The sequence below is a fragment of the Ollibium composti genome, from assembly GCF_004801285.1.
GTDB classification, from domain to species: domain Bacteria; phylum Pseudomonadota; class Alphaproteobacteria; order Rhizobiales; family Rhizobiaceae; genus Mesorhizobium; species Mesorhizobium composti.
In genome coordinates, this window is the sequence record NZ_SSNY01000004.1 from 261,712 (window position 1) to 277,266 (window position 15,555).

At 65.5% G+C, this 15,555-nt stretch carries 14 protein-coding genes; 6 read left to right on the forward strand and 8 right to left on the reverse strand.

What is annotated here, in order from left to right; genetic code table 11:
- Nucleotide 1: 1 nt before the first annotated feature.
- The 4 genes from E6C48_RS09455 to E6C48_RS09470 form a co-directional block, all read right to left on the reverse strand.
- Nucleotides 2–1,066, reverse strand: a complete 1,065-nt coding sequence (locus E6C48_RS09455; RefSeq protein ID WP_136356429.1) for a TRAP transporter substrate-binding protein — start codon at nt 1,064–1,066, stop codon at nt 2–4.
- Nucleotides 1,067–1,191: 125 nt separating this feature from the next.
- Nucleotides 1,192–2,517, reverse strand: a complete 1,326-nt coding sequence (locus E6C48_RS09460) for a TRAP transporter large permease (RefSeq protein ID WP_136356430.1) — start codon at nt 2,515–2,517, stop codon at nt 1,192–1,194.
- Nucleotides 2,514–3,026 carry a TRAP transporter small permease subunit gene (locus E6C48_RS09465; protein ID WP_136356432.1) on the reverse strand — a complete coding sequence of 171 codons (513 nt, stop codon included), beginning with the start codon at nt 3,024–3,026 and terminating at the stop codon, nt 2,514–2,516. Before E6C48_RS09465 ends, E6C48_RS09460 begins: the two co-directional genes overlap by 4 nt.
- Nucleotides 3,027–3,038: 12 nt before the next feature.
- Complete coding sequence (locus E6C48_RS09470) at nt 3,039–3,842, reverse strand: N-formylglutamate amidohydrolase (protein ID WP_136356434.1); 804 nt, start codon at nt 3,840–3,842, stop codon at nt 3,039–3,041.
- Between the two features lie 136 nt (nt 3,843–3,978).
- Between E6C48_RS09470 and E6C48_RS09475 the strand changes: the two genes are divergently transcribed.
- The 6 genes from E6C48_RS09475 to E6C48_RS09500 all read left to right on the forward strand — a co-directional run bounded on the left by E6C48_RS09475 (nt 3,979) and on the right by E6C48_RS09500 (nt 11,191).
- Entirely contained in the window at nt 3,979–4,800 is an 822-nt protein-coding gene (locus E6C48_RS09475) for a MurR/RpiR family transcriptional regulator (RefSeq protein WP_136356436.1), read from the forward strand.
- A 207-nt stretch (nt 4,801–5,007) separates the two neighbouring features.
- On the forward strand, nt 5,008–6,174 hold the full coding sequence (locus E6C48_RS09480; protein WP_136356438.1) for an efflux RND transporter periplasmic adaptor subunit: 1,167 nt from the start codon (nt 5,008–5,010) through the stop codon (nt 6,172–6,174).
- Between the two features lie 25 nt (nt 6,175–6,199).
- Complete coding sequence (locus tag E6C48_RS09485; protein ID WP_136356440.1) at nt 6,200–9,331, forward strand: efflux RND transporter permease subunit; 3,132 nt, start codon at nt 6,200–6,202, stop codon at nt 9,329–9,331.
- A 122-nt stretch (nt 9,332–9,453) separates the two neighbouring features.
- On the forward strand, nt 9,454–9,939 hold the full coding sequence (locus E6C48_RS09490; protein WP_136356442.1) for a MaoC family dehydratase: 486 nt from the start codon (nt 9,454–9,456) through the stop codon (nt 9,937–9,939).
- A gap of 109 nt (nt 9,940–10,048) precedes the next feature.
- Complete coding sequence (locus E6C48_RS09495; RefSeq protein WP_136356444.1) at nt 10,049–10,711, forward strand: TetR/AcrR family transcriptional regulator; 663 nt, start codon at nt 10,049–10,051, stop codon at nt 10,709–10,711.
- A 231-nt stretch (nt 10,712–10,942) separates the two neighbouring features.
- Complete coding sequence (locus tag E6C48_RS09500; RefSeq protein WP_136356446.1) at nt 10,943–11,191, forward strand: DUF680 domain-containing protein; 249 nt, start codon at nt 10,943–10,945, stop codon at nt 11,189–11,191.
- Between the two features lie 228 nt (nt 11,192–11,419).
- Here the strand turns inward: E6C48_RS09500 and E6C48_RS09505 are convergent, their stop codons facing one another.
- From E6C48_RS09505 to E6C48_RS09520, 4 genes are read right to left on the reverse strand one after another with little or no spacing between them, the layout of a single operon-like run.
- Nucleotides 11,420–11,641, reverse strand: a complete 222-nt coding sequence (locus E6C48_RS09505) for a hypothetical protein (protein WP_136356448.1) — start codon at nt 11,639–11,641, stop codon at nt 11,420–11,422.
- A 51-nt stretch (nt 11,642–11,692) separates the two neighbouring features.
- Complete coding sequence (locus E6C48_RS09510; RefSeq protein ID WP_136356450.1) at nt 11,693–12,265, reverse strand: sarcosine oxidase subunit gamma; 573 nt, start codon at nt 12,263–12,265, stop codon at nt 11,693–11,695.
- The gene (locus E6C48_RS09515) at nt 12,258–15,251 is read right to left on the reverse strand and encodes a sarcosine oxidase subunit alpha (RefSeq protein WP_136356452.1); all 2,994 of its coding nucleotides are present in this window, start codon (nt 15,249–15,251) and stop codon (nt 12,258–12,260) included. The genes E6C48_RS09510 and E6C48_RS09515 overlap by 8 nt, the downstream gene beginning before the upstream one ends.
- Complete coding sequence (locus E6C48_RS09520; protein WP_136356454.1) at nt 15,251–15,547, reverse strand: sarcosine oxidase subunit delta; 297 nt, start codon at nt 15,545–15,547, stop codon at nt 15,251–15,253. The genes E6C48_RS09515 and E6C48_RS09520 overlap by 1 nt, the downstream gene beginning before the upstream one ends.
- Nucleotides 15,548–15,555 lie beyond the last annotated feature (8 nt).

Below are 15,555 nucleotides of genomic sequence, written 5' to 3' on the forward strand. Positions count from 1 at the left end.
CTCACGCGTAGCGGTAGGGCGGTCCGGCTTTGATCATCGACTGGTTGTACTTCTTGATGATCTCGACGACCTTGGCCGAACGCGGGCTCTGGCCGGCCACTTCGTCCCAGAACTTCGAGGCTTCGTCCTCGACCTGCTTCCAGTCGGATTCGGGGATCGAGGTGAGTTCCAGCTTGCCCTCGTTGCGGTACTTGGCCTCGCCCGCCCAGTACCAGTGCTGGCGGTAGTAGTGCGAGGTGTCGATGGACATCATGAAGAGCTGCTGGAGATGCTCCGGCACCGCCTTCCACTTCTCGGTGTTGACGAAGTAGGAGCCGGCCCAGGCGCCCGACAGCGGGTTGGTCAGGAAGTATTTCAACACGTCCGCCCAACCGACGGTGTGCATCTCGGTGATGCCGCACCAGCAAACGCCGTCCAGCTCGCCCGTCTGGATCGCCGGCTCGACGTCCTCGTAAGGTAGCGACACCGGCACGACGCCGAATTTCGACAGGAACTGGCCGCCGGTCGGGAAGGTGTAGACACGCAGGCCTTTCAGGTCCGCCACAGACTTGATCGGCTTTGTGGTGCCGAAGTTGCACGGATCCCATGCGCCGGTCGATAGCCAGGTGACGCCGGGGATCTCGGCATAGGCCTCCTCCCAGACTTCCTTCAGCCCGTGCCAATGCCACAGCGCCGGCACGTCGAGCGAATAGCGCGAGGCGAGCGGGAAATAGGCGCCGAACACCTTGACGTCCACCGGAGCCGCGGCCGAGTCATCGTCGCTCTGCGCGGCGTCGATGGTGCCCGACTGCACGGCGCGGAACAGTTCGCCCTGCGGCACGAGCTGGTCGGCCGTGTACATCTCGATTTCCATCTCGCCATGCGCGGCCTTGTTGAAGGCGTCGACGCCGACCTTGCACACATGCTCGGCCAGTGCCGGGCCTGCATAGGTCTGCAGGCGCCATTTGATCGGAGCCTGCGCCTTCACGTAGGGCGTCGCCAGCGCGGTCGCGCCGACCGCGCCGGCGCCTGTCAGGATGGATTTGCGCAGGAAATCGCGTTTGTTGATCGTGCTTTTCTCGGTCATCTCACAAGTCTCCCATCAGTCGATATTGGATTTCGAATGGAGGCGGGATGCCCGCCCCCCGGCACGTCTGTCTGTTCTCCATCGTCCCCCTTCTTATGATTTTTCACCGTGTCTGCGTTCGTTCCCTACCGCCCCGAAAAGTATTCGGGCAGCCACATTGCGATCTGCGGAAAGATCATGATCAGGATCAGCGACAGCACCATCAGGAAGAAGAACGGCACGATGGACCTGTAGATGTCCATCAGCGAAACCTCGGGCGGCGCCATCGCCCGCATCAGGAACAGGTTGTAGCCGAAGGGCGGCGTTATGTACGCGATCTGGCAGGTGATGGTGTAGAGGATGCCGAACCAGACCGGGTTGAAGCCGAGGCTTTTCACCAGCGGGATGTAGAGCGGGGCGACGATGACCAGCATGGCGGTATCGTCGAGGAACATGCCCATGACGATGAAGGACAGCAGCATCAGGCTGAGAACCGTCCACGGCGAGAATTCCCAGGTGTCGATGAGCAGCGTCTTGACCGCCTTGACCGCACCCAGCCCGTCATAGACCGACGAGAAGCACAGCGCGCCGAGGATGATCCACATGAACATGCACGAGATGCCCAGCGTGTTGCGCGTGGAGTCCTCGAATACCTTTCTGTTCAGGTTGCCGGCCCACCAGGCTGCGGCCGTGGCGAGCAGCGCGCCGACAGCCGAGCTTTCGACGAGGCTGGTCGTGCCCGACATGAACAGGCCCATCATGATGAAGAAGATGGCGAGCGGCAGGATGCCCTGCCTGAGCAATTGGAACTTCTCCGCGCGCGTGATCTGCGCGCGCTCCTCCGCCGGCAGCGCCGGGCCGATATCGGGCTGCACCAGACAGCGGATATAGACATAGGCACCGAAGATCACCGCCATCAGAAGGCCCGGCCCGACGCCCGCCAGCCACAGGTCGAGCACCGGCTGGCGCGCGATCATGGCGTAGAGCACCAGAACCACGCTCGGTGGAATGAGGATGCCGAGCGACGATCCGGCCTGGATGACGCCGGTGACCATCACCTTGTCGTAGCCGTGGCGCAGAAGCTGCGGCAGCGCGATGGTGGCGCCGATCGCCATGCCTGCCACCGACAGCCCGTTCAGCGCCGCGATCAGCACCATCAGCCCGATGGTGCCCAGCGCCAGACCACCGCGCACCGGCCCGAACCAGACATGGAACATGCGGTAGAGGCCGGTGGCGATGCCGGATTCCGACAGCATGTAACCCATGAAGATAAAGAACGGCACGGTGATCAGGGGATACCAGTTCAACACCTGGAACGAGGCGTTGAACGGCATCTCGAAAGCGCCCTCGCCCCACAGCCAAAGGGCAGCCGCCGAACCAACGAAGCCGATCACGCCGAAGACGCGCTGCCCGGTGAACAAAAGCACCATCATGGTGCCGAACATGAAGAGCGTGATGAATTCCGAACTCATGCGATCGGCTTCCCGCGTGCGATGGCGACGTCTTTGATGAAGGTTGAGATGAGCTGAAGCAGCATCAGGAAAATGCCGGCGGTCATGATGACCTTGATCGGCCACAGCGGCGGCGCCCAGGCGGTATAGTTCTTCTGACCGTAGACGATCGCGTAGTTTGTGCTCGAAATGCCGCCGCCGAGCAGTACGCACAGATAGAAGATGACGAACAGGATGGTGACGGCATCGAGGATGGCCCGCTTGCGTGCCGCGAGCTGGCCGTAGAACAGGTCCATGCGCACATGCTGGTCGAGTTGCAGAGCGTAGGCGCCGCCGAGAAGGTAATAGGCCGACAGGATGAACTGCGACATCTCCAGCGCCCAGTTTATCGGAACGCCGAGCACCAGACGCGAGGCCGTGGAGGCGAGCAGGATCGCGCCCATGGCGAAGAACAGATACATGGCGACGCGGCCGACGCGGTAGTTCAACGCGTCGACATTTCGGACAAAGAGAACGGCGGCTTTCGGCACGGTCTTTCCTGTCTATCGATGGCTGACGGTTTCGTTGGCGGCTTGCCCGCCGGCGAGACGGATCGGAGCAAGCGCCTGCGCCAGCAGGCCCGCCCACTTCGCCTGCTCCGCCCCCGTGGCGATCTCGTCGTTGCGGATCTCGATCATCGCGCAAGGCAGAGCGCGCGGGCGCGCGTGCGCCTCGAGCGTGAAATAGACCCGGTCGGCCGGCGAATAGGGCTGGTTGACGCCGACCGTCAGGCTGCCCTGCCCCTTCAGGGCAGCGATCAGCGGCGCGGCGAGGCGCGTGTCGTCATCATGGATGATGCCGATCTGCCAGGGGCGCTGCACCCCCTTGTAGATTGGCGTGAAGGAATGCACCGAAATCAGCCAGGCCTCGCGTCCGCGCGCCAGCCTGTCTTCCACCACCGCCTCGACGGCATCGTGGAAAGGACGCCAGCAGCGCGCCACGCGCGCCTCGCGCTCCGCCTCCGACAGCTTCGCATTGCCGGGGATCGCGGTCGTCTCGCTGACCGGCGGTATCAGGTCCGGCGCGTCGAGTGGCCGGTTGCAGTCAAGCACCAGACGCGAAATGCAGGTCTCCACCAGCGTCGCGTCCAGCGCTTCGGCGAGAAGGCGGGCTACGGGCAGCGCGCCGGGGTCCCAGGCGATGTGGCGCGATAACTCCGCCTCGGCCAGGCCCAGCGTGCCGAATTCCGGCGGCAGGAAATTGGAAGCATGGTCGCAGGTGAAGACGAAGCGCCCGGCACCGTGGGGATTCGTCACCCGCACGGACTGCGACATCGCATGATCGTCCAGCCGCCCTGTCCTGCCCATGTCCCTCCCCTCGACGGCGCGTATCTAATGATACGTTTTTTCTATGATTGCGTCGTCACGGATGATTTCATACAGTTTGTCCGGCTTTGTCAAACGGCTTTTGCGACTTCCTTTCGGGCGGGGAACGGGTGAGGACATGACAGCAGGCGTTGCCGAATTGATCGCCGACCGGATCGGCGTCATGCCGGCCGGCGAGCGCCGCGCGGCGCAGACGCTGGTGGCCAATTATCCTGTCGTCGGCCTCAAGACAGTCGCCGAGTTTTCGCAGGCGGCGGGGGTCTCCTCGCCCACCATCTTGCGCTTCGTCGCCCGGCTCGGCTTTCACAACTACGCCGAATTCCAGTCGGCCCTGCAGGATGAACTCGCCGCGCAGTTGCAGTCGCCGGCGGCGCGCCCGCCCGGCCCGGCTCTCGACAGTCCCGTCCGGCCGATGATGGAAGCGGCGATCGACAATCTGCGCGAGACCTTCCGCCATTTCTCGCAGGAACAGATGGCCGACATCGTCGAGCGGCTGGCCGATAGCCGCGGCCATATGTTCCTGGTCGGCGGCCGCTTCACCGACCCGCTCGCCCGCTACATGGCCGCCCATCTCACCATCATCCGGCCGAACGTCTTCCATCTCGCCGGCCAAGAAAGCATGTGGCGGGACCGGCTCATCGACATGGGCAAGCGCGACGTACTCTTGATCTTCGACATCCGCCGCTACCAGGACAGCCTCTTGCGCTTCGCCGAGAAGGCGCACCAGCGCGGCGTGCAGATCGTGCTGTTCACCGACCAGTGGCTGTCACCCATCGCGCGCTTCGCCCGCCACGTCGTCGCCGGGCGCACCGCCGTGCCCTCCCCTTGGGACTCCTCCGCCTCGCTTTTCGTCGTCGCCGAGACGTTGCTCGCCTCGGTGACACGCCAACTGGAAGCCGAAAGCACCCGCCGGCTGGGCGAGATGGAAAAACTGCGCTGACCGCTGCCTCCGCTCGGGTGATTTAGCGGATGCCCGACCCTACGCGGATTTGATGCCCAACCTTACGCAGATTTAATGTGCGCAAACGTTGGAGAATTGCCATAAAGGCATAGTATTACGCTGCTCCGTGCCGGGCATGGCGCGTCGTGTCGTCGTCCGGGCGGGAGGAGCCGGTGGACGTTGGTCATATCGTCAGCCGGAGTGCCGATGGCTACCTGGAAACAGATCGTCCTTTCTCTGGTGATCCTCGTCGCCGCGGCGTTCGGCTGGGTGCTGTTCTTTCCCGGCGCGCCGCAGGTGCTCGACCGCCTGGGCATTGAGTGGGCGCATGCCTCGACCCCGAAACCGGGCAGCGACGCCGGCAGCAAGGCGCCTGGCAAGGCGACTGAAGCTGGCCGGGCGCCGACCATGGTGGTTGCCGCGGCCGCGACGACCGAGACGATCAACGATCGCCTGCAAGCCATCGGCACCGGCCGCGCCAAGGCGACGGTCACCGTCAATCCCTATTCGTCCGGCCGCATGACCGAGCTTCTCGTCGAATCCGGCGCGCATGTCGAAGCCGGCCAGGTCATCGCCAGGCTCGATTCCGACGTCGAGCAGATCGCCCTCGACAAGGCGGTCGCTGCACGCGACGACGCCAAGGCGAAAGTGGATCGCCTGCGCGCGCTGCGCGCCTCCAACGCGGCGACGGCCGTACAGCTCAGCGACGCCGAACTCGAACTGCGCAACGATGAACTGTCCGTGCATGATGCGCAGGTCTCCCTCGACCGCCGCTCGGTCGTCTCGCCGATCGCCGGCACCGTCGGCATCCTGCCGATCGCCGCCGGCAACTATGTGACCAGCACGTCCGCCATCGCCACGGTGCATGACCGCTCCTCCATCCTGGTCGATTTCTGGGTGCCGGAACGTTTCGCCGCCGCTGTCCGGATCGGCGCCGAACTGACCGCAACCTCGCTTGCCAGCCCCAAGGACGTGTTCAAGGGCACGGTGAGCGCCATCGACAACCACATCGACGAGAAAAGCCGCACGCTGTGGGTGCAGGCGACCATCGCCAATCCTGCCGATTCGCTGCGCGCCGGCATGGCTTTCCAGGTCGGCATGAAATTCCCCGGCGACACCTATCCGGCCGTCAGTCCGCTGGCCATCCAATGGGGCGCCGACGGCGCCTTCATCTGGGTCGTCAAGGACGGCAAGGCGCAAAACGTGCCGGTGCGCATCATCCAGCGAAATAGCCAGACGGTGCTGGTCGACGCGCCCGTGGCCGTCGGCGAGATGGTGGTGACGGAAGGCGTGCAGAGCGTGCGCCAGGGCGGCGCGGTGCGCATCGCCGACGAAGACGACGCCGAACAGGCCACCATAGCGGCCGGCTCGTGACCCGGCGCGTGACAAGGATCGGCCGATGAGCGAAGCCGCCCCCAGGAGCAGCGAGACGGGCTTTACCGCGCTGTTCATCCGTCGGCCGGTGCTGGCCTTCGTCCTCAACACGCTGATCGCGGTGGCGGGCCTCGCCGCCTTCTACGGCGTCGAGATCCGCGAACTGCCGGACGTCGACCGCGCCGTCGTCACCGTCAACACGACATTCACCGGCGCTGCGGCCGAAACCGTCGATCGGGAGTTGACCAAGACCATCGAGGGCGCGGTGGCCCGTGTCTCCGGCGTCAAGTCGATCTCCTCCACCTCATCCTTCGGCTCCAGCCGCGTCACCATCGAATTCAACGACGGCGTCGATTTGAACGTCGCCGCCTCGGACGTGCGCGATGCCGTCGGCCGCGTCGCCAACCAGATTCCGGAGGAAGCCGATCCGCCCCGCATCATCAAGGCGGACGCCAATTCCGACGCCGTGATGCGGCTGGCCGTGACCTCCGACAAATTGTCCGTCGAGGACATGACCGTCATCGTCGAGGACCGCGTCGAGGATGCGCTGGCCGCCGTGCCCGGCGTCGCCGACGTGCAGGTCTACGGCGACCGCGACAAGATTTTCCGCATCGACGTCAACCAGGCGAAGCTCGCCGCCCTCGGCTACACGGTGGCCGACCTGCGCAAAGCGCTGGCCTCCGTCGCCTTCGACACGCCGGCAGGTTCCATCACCACCACCGACCAGAACCTTGTCGTGCGCACCACCGCCGACGTCACCACGCCCGAGCAGTTCGCCGCCATCGTCATCGGCGGCACGACCCACATCGGCGACGTCGCCACCGTCACCATGGGGCCAGATATCGGCCAGTCGACGCTGCGCTCCGACGGCAAGACGGGCATCGGCATCGGCATCGTGCGCGCCGCCGAGTCCAACACGCTCGACATTTCCGACGGCGTGAAGGCGGCGGTCGCCAAGATCCAGGAGAACCTGCCCAAGGGCATGACGATCAAGGTGACGTCCGACGACGCGGTCTTCGTCAACGGCGCCGTGCACGAGGTTGAGATCGCCCTTGGCCTGTCTGTGTCTATCGTGCTGATCGTCATCTTCGTCTTCCTGCTCGACTGGCGCGCCACGCTGATCCCGGCCTTTTCCATGCCGGTCGCCATGATCGGCACCATCGCGGCGATCTATCTCGCCGGCTTCTCCATCAACATCCTCACCCTTCTGGCCCTGGTGCTGGCGACCGGCCTCGTCGTCGACGACGCCATCGTCGTGCTGGAAAACATCGTGCGCCGCCGGAACGAGGGCATGGGACCCCGCGCCGCCGCCGTGCTCGGCGCCGAGGAAGTGTTCTTCGCCGTCATCGCCACCACCGCCACGCTTGTCGCCGTCTTCGTGCCGATCTCCTTCCTGCCCGGCCAGACCGGCGGCCTGTTCCGCGAGTTCGGCTTCGTGCTCGCCATGGCGGTGCTGCTCTCCTGCGTCGTGGCGCTGACGTTGTGTCCGATGCTCGCCTCACGCATGCTGACGGAAGCCTCGCTGCATCACGAGGGGAACAACGGCATCGGCGGCCGCATCGGCGGCGCCCTCATGACCGTCTATCGCCGCTGCCTGCACGTCTGCCTCGACGCGCCGGTCATCGTGCTTCTGGTGGCCGTGTTGTTCGCCGGCGCCGCCTTCGCCATGTTCGGCACCATCCGCCAGGAACTGACGCCGACCGAGGACCGCTCGGCCGTGCTGCTGCGCTTCAGCGCGCCGCAAGGCGTCAGCCTCGACTTCACCACGTCTCAGATGCGCAAGCTGGAGGAACTGATCCAGCCGCTGCGCGATTCCGGCGAGATCGTCTCCACCTTCGAGAGTGCCGGTTACAACAACCAGTACAATTCGGGCTTCATGGTGATGACGCTGGCGCCGTGGGACGAGCGTACCCGCAGCCAGCAGCAGATCATGGCCGAGATCACCGAACTGGCCAAGCAGGTGCCGGCAGCCCGCATCTTCCCTGTCCAGCCGAACAGCCTCGGCATCCGCGGCGCCGGCAACGGCCTGCAGTTCGCGCTGGTCGGCAACGATCGCAAGGCTTTGTCCGAAGCGGCAGGCAAGATCATCGACACCATGCAGGCCGATCCACGCTTCCAGCAGCCGCGCCTGTCGATCGACCCGACCCAGCCGCAACTCGCCGTGGCGATCGACCGCGCGCGCGCCTCCGATCTCGGCATCGATATCACCGGCCTCGCCGACACCATGCAGGCGATGCTCGACGGCAACGACATCGGCGACGTCTACATCGCCGACCGCAGCTACGGCGTGAAACTCGTCTCCACCACCAATCCGATCAACGACCCGACCGACCTGGAAAACATCTTCCTCAAGACGGCCGACGGCCGTTACGTGCCGATGTCGACCATCGCCACGCTGGAGGAGCGGGCCGTGCCACCGTCGCTGACGCGCGAACAGCAGCAGCCGTCCGTCGCCATCACCTCCAATCTGCGCAGCGACTTCGCCCTCGGCGACGCGCTGAAGGCGGCCGAAAGCATCGCCACGCCGCTGCTGCCGCCGGGTTCCCGCATCGTGCCGCTGGCCGAGGCGGCGACGCTCGGCGAAACCAATTCCGGCATGGTCACCATCTTCGGCTTCGCGCTGGTCATCATCCTCCTGGTGCTGGCGGCCCAGTTCGAAAGTTTCGTCTCGGCCGTCATCATCATGGCGACGGTGCCGCTCGGCCTCGCCTGCGCCATCTTCGCGCTCATCCTCACCGGCACCAGCCTGAACGCCTATTCCCAGATCGGCCTGGTGCTCCTGGTCGGCGTGATGGCCAAGAACGGCATCCTGATCGTCGAATTCGCCAACCAGCTGCGCGACCGCGGCCTCGGCGTGCGCGAAGCGATCGAACAGGCCGCCAACATCCGCCTTCGCCCGGTGATGATGACGATGATCTGTACCGTGCTCGGCGGCGTGCCGCTGGTGCTGGCAAGCGGCGCCGGCGCGGAAGCGCGCGTCGCGCTCGGCTGGGTGATCGTCGGCGGCCTTGGGTTGGCCACAGTCTCGACGCTGTTCCTGACCCCGGTCGCCTACCTGCTGCTCGGCCGCTTCGTCACGCCGAAGAGCCACGAGCAGGCCCGCCTCAAGCGCGAACTGGAGGAAGCCGCCTACGCCAACGTCGAGCCGGCTGAGTAGCGCCGACGTTTACCCTCCCTCTCGATAGGGAGGGAACGCCATTCGCGGATGACATTGCCCGCCCCACGCTCTATCTGTGCGCCCGAGCCGGCGCCGCTGCCGCGCATCCAACCGGAGGCCGCATGTCCGCAACCACCATTCCGCTCGAAACGTTGCTCGCCAATGCCGGCAAGGAAGTCGGCCTCTCGCCGTGGCGTGTCGTCACCCAGACGATGATCGACCAGTTCGCCGACGCCACCGACGACCATCAGTTCATCCATTGCGACCCGGCGCGCGCCGCCGCCGAGACACCCTACGGCGGCACCATTGCGCACGGCTTCCTCACGCTGTCGCTGTTGTCGGCCATGACCTTCGAGACGCTGCCGCAGCTCGAAAAATCGAAGATGGGCGTCAACCACGGCTTCGACGAGATCCGCTTCCTTGCCCCGGTCAAGACCGGCGCGCGCATCCGCGCCCGCTTCGTGTTGGCCGACGTCAAGGCCCGCCCTTCCGGTTGGGTGCAGATGACGCACGACGTGACGATCGAGATCGAAGGCTCGAAGAAACCGGCATTGACGGCGCGCTGGCTGACGCTGGCCTTCGTGGAGCCGGAACCGGACGGCGCCTGACCGCAAAAGCCTTCCCCTCGCCGGCTGCCACCTGCCGCTGCGTGATCTTGCCGCATGCCGTACGGCGTATATAGTCGCCGGGACGAACCCGAGAAAGGCAGGCAGGATCGTGTCCCTGACGGTGCAGAAGCGCCGCGAAAAGCACAAGGCGGAGCAGCGCGCCGAACTGGTGGCGGCTGCGCGCGAACTGGTTCAGCAGGAAGGCTATGAGGGCCTGACCATCCGCAAGCTGGCAAAGCGCGTCGGCTACGCGCCGATGTCGGTCTATTCCTATTTCGCCGACAAGCAGGACATCCTGCTCGCTCTTGCGGAGGACGCGTTCGCCACGCTGGCCCGGCGCATCGAGGAGCAGCCGGCGGACGATCCGCTGGACGCGCTGCGTGTCGTCATGACCGAATACGCGGCTTTCGGCCTCGGCAATCCCAACGAATACCGCACCGTCTTCATGACCGAGAAGACGAGGGCCCCCGAAGGCAAGACCTTCGCCGAGATGGAGGCCGACAACCCCGCCATGAAGGCATTGATCGGCCGCGTCGAGGCCTGCATCGCCGCCGGCAAGCTCAAGGGCGACGCCGAGGCCATCGCCAACATGCTGTGGGCGGTTGGACACGGGACCATCTCGCTGCTGATCACCTTCCCCTTCCACCCGTTCGGCGACCCGCAGGCCTTCGTGAAGCGCATGTGCGACTTCGCCCTCGCCGGCCTCTCCACGCAGGACGTGGCGCCGCTGGGCGGCGAACGGACAAGCTGCCGCACCGTTTCGGAAAAGTAGCCGCGATCTTTTTCATCCGAGCTTGGGCTTCTTCGGGTGCTGGGCGCACAGGCAGCCTCGACATGCGCTTCGCCCGGATGCGCAGGGCCGGAACGAGGACGTTCGCATCCGGTCGCTCGCATCTTAAATTTTTTCGTACACGTACGAAATCTTGCTTGAAACCCGCACCGGCTGAGCGTACATGTTTTCAATCTCGTACATGTACGAAGAAATTCAACCCGGAGACAGATCATGAAAAAGACCGCATTCGCTCTCGCCGCGCTGATCGCCCTGCCGGGCGCCGCCTTCGCCGGCAACAATGCCGTCAGGACCCAGGCTCCAGTTCCCGCCGCCTGCGCGACGGCTGCCGTGCGCGCCAATCTCGATTGCAGCGCCACCGGTTCCGTCGAAAAGGCGCGCCCGGTTACCGACAATACCGCCACCGGCGGCAAGAAGCTCGGCATCGACCTCAACCCGTGGAGCATCTCCAACGGCATGTGAGCCGATGTCCAGCCGGAAAACTTCGACCTCGGGAACAGCAAGGGCGGCCGGCAAAAACCGGCCGCTCTTTTTTATGAAGCAGGTAAAAGGTCCGGCGTTTCGTCAGCCGCTATGCTCGGATCTGTCCCAAACGTCAGCGCCCGAACGACAGGGCCGGTGGCGATTTTCATCTGTTGGCCGATATCGGCGGCTCTTCTGGACAAGCCCGGAGATGGCGCGGAAGCGGTCCTACCGCCGCGGCTTCTTGCCCGCGACCTTCTTCGGCTTACCGGGCTTCAGCGGCGCGCCGGCGATGATCGAATCGGTGATCGAGATCGGATCGCTGGCCGGGAAAGTGTCCTCCAACCCTTCGTCCAGCTCGCTTTCCGTGTCCGGATGGCGGCGTTCTTCCTCCAGCGACTTCACCGCCGCGCTTTTCTTGTCTTTGCCGGTTTTCGACGCAGTGGCCATAACCTGTCCTCGGCTTGCTCGCATCAAACGGAAAGGCCGAGCCGGCGCCTCCTATGCGGCGGCGTCGCGGGCGGCCTCGCTGAGGAAAGTAAAGACATAGTCCGAGAAGGAACGCCAGCACTCGACGCGGAAAGCGTCTTCGGCCGGGCGGTAGAGGATGATCTCGGCCTTGCCGAGCACCGTACGCGAGCAGGCGCCGACCGGGAATGCCGCCAGCGACAGGTCCTGCGGGCAGCCGGCATTGACGCAGGCCTCAGCCGCTGGACCACTGACGGAAATCGCCACGTTGCGGTGCGAGATGCCGACCGCCGAGTGCAGTTGCTTCGCCTTGGCGCAGTCGCCAAGCAGGTCCTTGCCCTCTTCGTCGAACACCAGCCATTCGTCCGGCCCGAGCCACAGCGCGATACGGCTGCCCTTGGCGGCCGAGGTCTTCGGTTTCTGCGGCAGCGTGAGGCCGAGCGCCCGCGACAGCGAGGCGACTGATTCGGCCGACGCCCGCAGCGAGACGCGCTCGGCCGGCCCCAGCGGCTCGACCTTCACACTCTTGCCTGTCGCCTCGCGCCCTGCCAGCGCCGGACGGCGCTCCACGCCCGCCGGAGCGGACTTCACGGCCCCTTTAGCCATTGAGGCGTTCCCCCTTCTCGTCGAAGAACACGGTGCCCGACACTTCCACTTCGATGACGCGATCCGGCATCGGCACATAGAGCGTCTGGCCCATCTTCTCGCGTCCGCCGGCGACCAAGCCAAGGGCAATGCTGCGGCCGCAATTTTCCGACCAGTAGCTCGAGGTGACGTGGCCGATCATCTTCATAGGGATCGGCTGGCTGGGATCGGCGACGATCTGCGCGCCCTCCTCCAGCACGACGTTGGGGTCCTTCGTCTTCAGGCCGACGAGCTGCTTGCGCCCCGGCGCCACGAGGTCAGGCCGCATCATGCCGCGCATGCCGACGAAATCGGCCTTCTTCTTGCCGATCGCCCAGTCAATGCCCGCATCGTTGACCGTAACCGTGCCGTCCGTGTCCTGACCAACGATGATGTAGCCCTTCTCGGCGCGCAGCACATGCATGGTCTCCGTGCCGTAGGCGCAGGCGCCGTGCTTCTGGCCCTCGGCCCACAGCGCTTCCCACACCGCCTCACCGTAGTCGGCCGGCACGTTGACCTCGAAGCCGCGCTCGCCCGAGAACGACATGCGGAACAGCCTGGTCGGCACGCCGCAAATCTTGCCCTCGCGCACCGACATGTGTGGGAAGGCTTCGTCCGACAGGTCGATGCCCTCGACCAGCGGCTCGATGATCTTGCGCGAGTTCGGACCCTGCACCGCGACCACCGCCCATTGCTCGGAGATCGAGGTGAGCCACACCTTCAGCTGCGGGAACTCGGTCTGGAGATAGTCCTCCATCTGGTTCATGACGCGCGCCGCACCGCCGGTCGTCGTCGTCACATGGAAGCGGTCTTCCGCCAGCCGCCCGACCACGCCGTCGTCATAGATGAAGCCGTCCTCGCGCAGCATCAGCCCGTAGCGGCAGCGGCCGGGCGCCAGCTTCTGCCAGGGGTTGGTGTACATCAGTTCCATGAAGGTCGCGGCGTCCGGCCCGACCACCTCGATCTTGCCCAGCGTCGAGGCGTCGAACAAGCCGGCCGTCTTGCGCACCGTCACGCATTCGCGGTTGACGGCCGCGTGCATGTCCTCGCCCGCCTTGGCGAAATACCAGGCACGCTTCCATTGGCCGACGTCCTCGAACACGGCGCCGTGCTTTTCCGCCCAGCCATGGGTGGTAGTGCGCCGCGTCGGGTCGAACAGCGCGCCGCGCGCATGATTAGCGATGGAACCGAAGGTCACCGGCGTATAGGGCGCCCGGAAGGTGGTGAGCCCCACCTGCGGGATCGGCTTACCGAGTTCTTCCGCCGCGATCGCCAGCCCATGCATGTTGGAGGTCTTGCCCTGGTCGGTCGCCATGCCGTTGGTGGTGAAGCGCTTGACGTGCTCGATCGAGCGCATGCCCTCGTGCACGGCCTGGCGGATGTCCTTCGCGGTCACGTCGTTCTGGAAATCGACGAAGGCCTTGACCGTCGTGCCGGGACCCGCGCCGGGCGCCGCCCCCAGCATGCCACGCGACCAGCCTTCGCTGGCCTCCACCTTCGGCTTGGCGGATTTCGCCGCCTTGCCGCCCGCTTCCTTGGCAGCCTTCGCGCCGGCCGCATAGGCTTCGTCCACCGAAGCTGCCAGCCCGTCGGTGCCGTTGCAGGCGCCGACCGACACGCAATCCTGCGCATAGGTGCCGGGCAGGAAGCGCTTGACCTCATCGTTGAAGGCGACCTTGCCGCGCGACTGCGAGAACAGGTGCACCGACGGCGTCCAGCCGGCCGACATCAGAAGCGCGTCGATGGGCAGGGTCCGCTCGCCGCCGCCAGTGCGCTTCTGCACGGTCATGGAATTGACGCGCAGCTTGCCGCCGACGCGCACCACGGCGCGGCCGTCATGGATTTCGATGTTGGCGGCGCGTGCCTGGTCGACCAGCTCGCCGGACGGGTTGTCACGCAGGTCGACGATGGCCGCCACGTTGACGCCGGCCTTCTTCAGGTCGAGCGCCGCCGCATAGGCCGAATCGTTGGCCGTATAGATGCCGACGTTGCGGCCCACCGCCACGCCGTAGTGATTGAGATAGGTGCGCGCCGCAGAGACGAGCATGATGCCGGGCCGGTCGTTGTCGGCGAACACCATGTGCCGCTCGATGGCCCCGGTGGCGAGCACCACCTTCTTCGCCCGAATTTGCCACAGCCGCTCGCGCGGCAGGTCGCGGCCGGGTGCTGCGAGATGGTCGGAAACGCGCTCGACCAGGCCGATGAAATTCTGCGCGTAGTAGCCGAAGGCGGTCGTACGGTTGAGCACGCGCACATTGTCCATCGCCTTCAGCCTGGCGACAACGCCCTGCGCCCAGGTCCATCCGTCCTGCCCGTCGATCCGCGCGCCGGCCTCGAAGCGCAAGGCGCCGCCGAAATCAGCCTGCTCGTCGACGACGATGACGCGCACGCCGGTTTCCGCCGCCGCCAAAGCCGCCGCAAGGCCCGCCGCGCCGCCGCCAAGCACAAGCACCTCGCAATGGGCGAAGCGCGCTGCATAGTGGTCCGGATCGGGTTGGTCCGGCGCCACGCCGAGGCCGGCGGCAGCCCTGATCTTCGGCTCGTAGAGCGATTTCCACGCCGTCTTCGGCCACATGAAGGTCTTGTAGTAGAAACCGGCCGAGAACAGCGGCGAAAAAGCGTCGTTGACCGCGCCGACGTCGAAGGACAGCGACGGCCAGCGGTTCTGCGAGGCAGCCTCCAACCCGTCATAGAGTTCCTGCACGGTGGCGCGCACGTTCGGCGTGCGGCGCGCCGCGTCGCGGCGGATTTCGACCAGCGCGTTCGGCTCCTCGGCGCCGGCAGAAAGGATGCCCCGCGGGCGATGGTACTTGAACGAGCGGCCGGCAAGGTGGACGCCATTGGCGAGCAGCGCCGAGGCCAGCGTATCGCCTTCGATGCCCGCATACGGCCTGCCGTCGAAGCTGAACTTGGCGACCTTGGCATGACTGAAGCGGCCGGCGCCGGAAATGCGATAAGAGGCGGCCATTATTTTGCAACTCCCGGCAGCTTCTTCGGCTTCGGCTCGCCGGCCTTGTAGGTCATGACGAACTTGTCGGTGACGGTGTCGCGCACCGCGTTGAAGAAACGCGCGCAGCCATGGATATGGCGCCAGCGCTCGTAGATGACGCCTTTCGGATTCGAGCGGATGAAGAAGTATTTCTCGAAATCCTCGTCGCTTGTCGCGGCCATGTTGGCCGAGCGCACGACATGCGCCTCGCCGGCGTTGCGGAACTCGAGCTCCGGCCGTTCTTCCTCGCAATAGGGGCAGCGGATCAAAAGCATTTCGTCCC

Bases quoted from the DNA above. Each gene is read 5' to 3' on its own strand.
- E6C48_RS09460 (WP_136356430.1), bottom strand. From the start codon at position 2,517: ATGAGTTCGGAATTCATCACGCTCTTCATGTTCGGCACCATGATGGTG.
- E6C48_RS09475 (WP_136356436.1), top strand. From the start codon at position 3,979: ATGACAGCAGGCGTTGCCGAATTGATCGCCGACCGGATCGGCGTCATG.
- E6C48_RS09455 (WP_136356429.1), bottom strand. From the start codon at position 1,066: ATGACCGAGAAAAGCACGATCAACAAACGCGATTTCCTGCGCAAATCC.
- E6C48_RS09480 (WP_136356438.1), top strand. From the start codon at position 5,008: ATGGCTACCTGGAAACAGATCGTCCTTTCTCTGGTGATCCTCGTCGCC.
- E6C48_RS09500 (WP_136356446.1), top strand. From the start codon at position 10,943: ATGAAAAAGACCGCATTCGCTCTCGCCGCGCTGATCGCCCTGCCGGGC.
- E6C48_RS09510 (WP_136356450.1), bottom strand. From the start codon at position 12,265: ATGGCTAAAGGGGCCGTGAAGTCCGCTCCGGCGGGCGTGGAGCGCCGT.
- E6C48_RS09520 (WP_136356454.1), bottom strand. From the start codon at position 15,547: ATGCTTTTGATCCGCTGCCCCTATTGCGAGGAAGAACGGCCGGAGCTC.
- E6C48_RS09515 (WP_136356452.1), bottom strand. From the start codon at position 15,251: ATGGCCGCCTCTTATCGCATTTCCGGCGCCGGCCGCTTCAGTCATGCC.
- E6C48_RS09485 (WP_136356440.1), top strand. From the start codon at position 6,200: ATGAGCGAAGCCGCCCCCAGGAGCAGCGAGACGGGCTTTACCGCGCTG.
- E6C48_RS09470 (WP_136356434.1), bottom strand. From the start codon at position 3,842: ATGGGCAGGACAGGGCGGCTGGACGATCATGCGATGTCGCAGTCCGTG.
- E6C48_RS09505 (WP_136356448.1), bottom strand. From the start codon at position 11,641: ATGGCCACTGCGTCGAAAACCGGCAAAGACAAGAAAAGCGCGGCGGTG.
- E6C48_RS09490 (WP_136356442.1), top strand. From the start codon at position 9,454: ATGTCCGCAACCACCATTCCGCTCGAAACGTTGCTCGCCAATGCCGGC.